The organism is Pseudomonas sp. SDO524_S393 (assembly GCF_054071875.1).
The window spans coordinates 1-5,785 of sequence record NZ_JBSVVZ010000073.1 but is presented as its reverse complement, the minus strand read 5'-3'; the positions used below and the strand labels follow the sequence as shown (position 1 = coordinate 5,785).

Genomic DNA, 5,785 nt, shown 5'->3' with positions numbered 1-5,785 from the left:
GGGGGTAACCTGCCTGATAAGTCACGGTTGATGAGAAAGTCCGTTTTCAGCTACCGCTTGATCGGGTGTGCTGGGCGCCCTGAAAAATATGGGCGCAGCCGACGGCCTGGAGAGGCTTCCGACAGGGTTGGGAAATTAAGGGATTTACCGGGAGGGGGGTGACATGGGAAGCGGGGACAAGACAGGGCCAGGCAGAGTTCAGTTTATTTTGTGAAAAAAAGCGAACGCAATTGCACCGTTCGCCGCCTGGTTTCAGGCCGGTTTGAGCTTGAGGTTGCGCGCATACCAGGGCCGCTTGGGCACGCGTTTGAACAGGCCTTGCAGTGCCTCGTCCTCGGCACCGAAGGTGATACGCAGGGCGAGCTTCATCACCTCGGGGTCCATCTCCAGCGACTTGCCCACCTGCAAGCCCGGCGTGGTGCTGCAACCGTGGGTATCCGGGCCAAGCCAGGGGTCGCCCACTTCCACCCAGCGCCCCGGCGCGAACCAGGGTACGCCGTTGACTTGCAGGCGCTGGACTTCGCCCGGATGAAAGCGCTCATGGGCGCGAAACCAGTCTTCGACACGGTCGTCGATCCAGCCATGGAAATGCCAGAACACCGGGTTGACGTGGGACGAGAACGGGTCGCCGAGGAAATCGTTTTCGGCGGCGTACCAGCGCGCGGCGAAATCCGCCGGGTCGCGGGCGAACGGCACCGGTCCGCCGTTGGACGGGTCACGGGGCACGGAGGCCCAGCGCATGTGCAACCAGTCGTGCAGGCCCAGCTCCATCTCGGAGCCGAGCTGGCCCAGGGTCAGCCTGGCCAGGTAGCGCGGATCGCGGTACTGCGACTCCCAGACCTGGAAGTTGCTGTGGTAGGTCTCGGCGGCCTTGATGTCACTGACCCACTGGGTGTAGTCACCGTCATCCGGCGCCGACCAGGTGGGCGGCAGCGCAAAGCCGTCACTGTTATCGAAGTAGCGCACAAAGCCCAGGCGGTCGCGCTCGAGCGGCGGTTGCGGTTCGGGAAACGCCGGCCAGGAGGGCAAATGCTGCATGGCCCGCGCGGTGCCGAGCATATGTCGATGCATGTAGAAGAAGTCGATGCCCGAGCCGTTGCGATCCTTGCGCTTACCCCGGGCATCGCGCTCCTGCCCCCGTGGCCCGGGTTGCCAGCCGATCCCGCGCAGGGCCTCGCGCTTGTCCTCGGACAGCTTGTGCCATTGGTCACGGGTGGCATGCCACAACTGGTGGAACAGGCGATGCTCGGGGGCGATCAGCCAGGCCAGCAGCGCGGGGTTGAGGCCGATGCGTTCGCGGGCTTCGGGAAACAGCTGTTTGTGGGCGATGAAGCGGTTGTCGCGCTCGGTCAGCGCCAGGGGCCGGTCGAGGTCGAGGATCTGCCCGCTGAGGGTGCCGCTGCCGGCGTTGCCGAAGTTGGCCCAGACCTCGTCGAGGGTCATCTTGAATTCATAGGCCGGGGCGCCGTCGGCAGACTCGCGGTCGATCAGCCGCCAATAGAGCAAGGCGCCCTCGCCCGTCAGCAGGTCGCCGAGTACCCGGTAACGCGGTTCGCCTTCGGCGCGCAGGTTGGCCGCAGTGTCCAGGTAGCCGCGCAGGCCACGGCCACGGGGGGCGATGTCCAGCAGCAGCTCAAGGCCTTGCAGTGGCAGGCCGTCGAGGCCGGCGTCGCGCCCTTCCAGGCGTAGGCTCCAGACCCCGCGCAGCGTATTCGCCAGGTGCTGGCCCTCGGTGTCGGCCAAGTCCACCGTGGCTTCGCCGGGGGTGATGGGGAATTCTTCACGGGTCAGCTCGCGATGGGCATAAAAAGCTGCCGGCACGGCAGCGCCCGTCAGCGCCAGGCCGGCAATGAACCCACGTCGAGAGATCGTCATTTTCTACCTTAGCAAACGCCTTTATCAGAGCTAGAACGTTGGCCGCCACGCAAAATTTACCGACCCGCCCCGGCTGCCTAAATTTGTGCGGTCATCGCTCGTTCCTCCCTGATAGCGAAGGCCTCAACTGACTGAGATGGCAATGACAAAACCACGTTCGAAAAAGGCGCTGTATATCGGTCTGCCCCTGGCACTGGCCATCGGCGCCGGAGCCGGCTTCCTGGCCTGGGACCACTGGTTCCGGGGCAATGCCGGCTACCCGCTGGCGGTGATCAAACAGGCCAACGAAATGCAGGACCGGCTGCTGTCGTTCGACAGCCATATCACCGTGCCCCTGGATTTCGGCACCGCCGGCAACGAAGCGGACAAGGACGGCAGCGGCCAGTTCGACCTGATCAAGGCCAGTCGCGGGCGCTTGTCCGGCGCAGCCCTGACGATTTTCGGCTGGCCGGAAATCTGGAACGGCCCCAACGCCCCCCACAAGCCCACCGACGGGTTCGTCGAAGAGGCCCGCCACGAGCAGGAAGTGCGCTACAAGATCATCTCCGGCCTGGTGCGCGACTTCCCCAACCAGGTGGGCATTGCCTATACGCCGGACGATTTCCGACGCCTGCACGGCGAAGGCAAGTTCGCGATCTTCATCAGCATGCTCAACGCCTACCCGCTGGGTAACGACCTGAACCAGCTGGATTTGTGGACCGCGCGCGGCATGCGCATGTTCGGCTTCAGTTATATCGGCAACAACGCCTGGTCCGACTCGTCGCGCCCGCTGCCGTTCTTCAATGACTCCACCGATGCGCTGGACGGGCTGTCGGACATCGGCAAACAGGCCGTGCACCGCCTCAATGACCTGGGCGTGATCATCGATGTGTCGCAGATGTCCACCAAGGCCCTGGAGCAGGTGGCGCAACTGAGCCGCACGCCGATGGTGGCATCGCACTCGGCGCCGCGCGCCTCGGTGGACATCCCGCGCAACCTCAGTGACAAGGAACTGCAACTGATCAAGCAAAGCGGCGGCGTGGTGCAGGTGGTGGGGTTCCCCGCCTACCTGCGCCCGCTGAGCCAGCCGACCCAGGACAAGCTCAACGCCCTGCGCGCCCGTTTCGACCTGCCGCCGCTGCCCAATCTGGCCATGGCGCTGATGCCCGGCGACGCGATCATCGCGGCGTGGCCCGAACAGAAATTCGGTCAGTACGCCCAGGGGCTCTACGGCATTCTCGAAGAGGAACCCAAGGCGACCCTCAAGGACCTGGGCGACGCCATCGATTACACCGTGCGCAAGATCGGCATCGACCACGTGGGCATCGCGTCGGACTTCAACGACGGCGGCGGCATCCAGGGCTGGGACAACGTGGGCGAGGTGCGCAACGTCACTGCCGAGCTGATCCAGCGCGGCTACTCCGAAGCCGATATCGCCAAGCTGTGGGGAGGCAACTTCCTGCGGGTGTGGGACCAGGTACAAAAAGCCGCCAAGCCCTTGGCCAATCGTTAACCCTGCGTGAAGTGAGTCCATGACCGACCGCCGTACGTTTCTCAAGCAGGCCGGCGTTTTCGCCGCCAGCCTGCCACTGGGCGCCGCCCTGCTGCCCCATGCCCAGGCCGCTACCCCAGCCGCTGCGACCGATGCCCCATGGACGGGCCTCAAGCAACTGTTCAACCAGGACCCCGATTACCTGCACTTTTCCAACTTTCTGGTGGCCTCGCATCCCAGGCCGGTGCGCGAGGCCATCGAGCGTTATCGCCAGCAGATCGACCGCAACCCCGGGCTGGCAATGGACTGGGACCTGCAGGAAACCTGGAAACGCGAAGGCCAGGTGCGCGAATGGGCCGGCCGCTACCTGAATGCCAAGCCACCGCAAATCGCCTTGACCGGCAGCACCTCCGAAGGGCTGGCGATGATTTACGGCGGGATCAAGGTGCGACCCGACCAGGAGATCCTCACCACCGCGCACGAACACTACGCCACCCAGAACGTGCTGGATTTTCGCGTGCTCAAGCAAGGTACCCAGGTGCGCCGGATTCGGCTGTTCGAGGACGCCCACCAGGTGTCCGCCGACGAGGTGCTGGGCAATATCCAGCGCCATATCCGCCCCAACACCCGCGTGCTGGGCATGACCTGGGTGCAGTCCGGCAGCGGTGTGAAACTGCCCATCGGCGCCATCGGCCAACTGGTGGACGAGCACAACCGCAACCGCGACGAGCAGGACCGCATCCTTTACGTGGTGGACGGCGTGCACGGCTTTGGCGTGGAAAACCTCGACTTCCCGCAGATGAATTGCGATTTCTTCATCGCCGGCACCCATAAGTGGATGTTCGGCCCGCGCGGCACGGGCCTGGTCTGCGCCCGCGATCCGGAAAACAAATACGTCACGCCCATGGTGCCGACCTTCTCCGAGGACACCGACTTCGCCACCACCATGACGCCCGGCGGGTACCACGCGTTCGAGCATCGCTGGGCGGCCGACGAGGCGTTCAAGCTGCATTTGCAGCTGGGCAAGCCGCAGGTGCAGGCGCGTATCCACGCGCTCAATACCGAACTGAAGAGCGCGCTGCTGGAACACCCCCGAGTCGAATTGGTCACGCCGCGCAGCCCCGAGCTGTCGGCGGGGTTCACGTTCTTCCGGGTCAAGGGCCAGGACAGCGACGCGGTGGCCGCCTACATGATGAAAAACCGCGTGGTGATCGACGCCGTGAACCGCGACGTCGGCCCGGTGATTCGCACCGCGCCCGGCCTGCTCAATACCTCCGACGAGATCCGACGCTTCATGACCCTGCTCAGCCAGCGGGCGTGACGGCGATTTTTTAACTTGATCGAGATGCCCACATGCACCGTGACATCCCTGCTCCATCACGTCTCAAACCCCTGGCTGCGCTGGCCCTGACCGCGCTGTGCGGCGCCCTGTCGCCGGGCCTGGCCCAGGCCGCCACGCCGCAACCGGGCAAGGTATTCAAGGACTGCAAGGACTGTCCGGAAATGGTGGTGCTGCCCGCCGGCACCTTCACCATGGGTACCCCGGAAGATGAAGTGGGCCGCGAGCCCGACGAAGGGCCGATGCATGACGTGACCTTCGCCAAGCCCTTCGCCATGAGCCGCTTCCAGATCACAGCCGGCGAGTGGGACAGCTACGTACGCCAGACCGGAGTGGTCATCGCCAACGGAGACACGCGCCCTGGCCGCGAATGCATCGCCAGCAAGCCGCGCTACCCCCAGGGCCCGCGCCAGCCGGCGGTGTGCATGGACATGGACGATATCAAACAGTACGTGGCCTGGCTGTCGAAAAAAACTGGCCAGCACTACCACATGGTCAGCGAAGCCCAACGCGAATACGCGGCGCGCGGCGGCTCCACCGGACCGTTCCCCTTCCCGTTCGACGAAGGCAAGGGCTACAGCATCGCCCAGCATGCCAACACCTACGGCCCGGCGGACGGCTACAGCTACTCGTCGCCGGTAGGCAGCTACCCGCCGAACGCCTTTGGCCTGTACGACATGCACGGCAATGTCTACGAACGGGTCGCCGACTGCTACCATGCCGACTACAACGGCGCCCCCACCGACGGCAGCGCCTGGATGGACGCGCAGTGCGAGCTGTATCAGATCCGCGGCAATGACTGGGGCGAAGCACCGGTGTTTTCACGCTCGGGCAACCGCAACAACATCTACCCGGAAACCCGGGGCGACTGGATTGGTTTCCGCGTAGTGCGCGATCTCTGAGCCGCTCAAGCGTTCGGTGTGGGTGAGGCTGTGAAGGCTGTGGGTCAGGCGGCATCTGTGTCGGCAGTGCCGCCGTCTTCGCAGGCAGCTCCCACATTGGAGTTCCATTGCTCCCTGCTGACAGTGTTTTTCCAGTCACTACAAATCCCCTGTGGGAGCTGTCGAGCCCCGGCGAGGCTGCGAAGGCGGTGGGTCGGG

Annotated in this window: 4 protein-coding genes; 3 read left to right on the top strand and 1 reads right to left on the bottom strand. The window is 64.7% G+C overall.

The genetic code is table 11. The features are described from left to right. Positions 1–252 precede the first annotated feature (252 nt). Positions 253–1,875, bottom strand: a complete 1,623-nt coding sequence (gene pvdP / locus ACW9IB_RS24895) for a pyoverdine maturation tyrosinase PvdP (RefSeq protein WP_457415874.1) — start codon at positions 1,873–1,875, stop codon at positions 253–255. Between the two features lie 142 nt (positions 1,876–2,017). On the opposite strand from pvdP, the gene pvdM reads away from it, so the two are divergent. The 3 genes from pvdM to pvdO are packed head-to-tail and all read left to right on the top strand — an operon-like array spanning position 2,018 to position 5,587. After that, positions 2,018–3,367, top strand: coding sequence for a pyoverdine-tailoring dipeptidase-like protein PvdM (pvdM, locus tag ACW9IB_RS24890; RefSeq protein ID WP_457415873.1), 1,350 nt, complete (start codon positions 2,018–2,020; stop codon positions 3,365–3,367). A gap of 19 nt (positions 3,368–3,386) precedes the next feature. Further along, complete coding sequence (gene pvdN, locus ACW9IB_RS24885; protein WP_457415872.1) at positions 3,387–4,667, top strand: pyoverdine-tailoring periplasmic protein PvdN; 1,281 nt, start codon at positions 3,387–3,389, stop codon at positions 4,665–4,667. Between the two features lie 32 nt (positions 4,668–4,699). Beyond that, positions 4,700–5,587: a dihydropyoverdine dehydrogenase gene (gene pvdO, locus ACW9IB_RS24880; RefSeq protein ID WP_457415871.1), complete on the top strand. Its 888-nt coding sequence runs from the start codon at positions 4,700–4,702 to the stop codon at positions 5,585–5,587. Positions 5,588–5,785 lie beyond the last annotated feature (198 nt).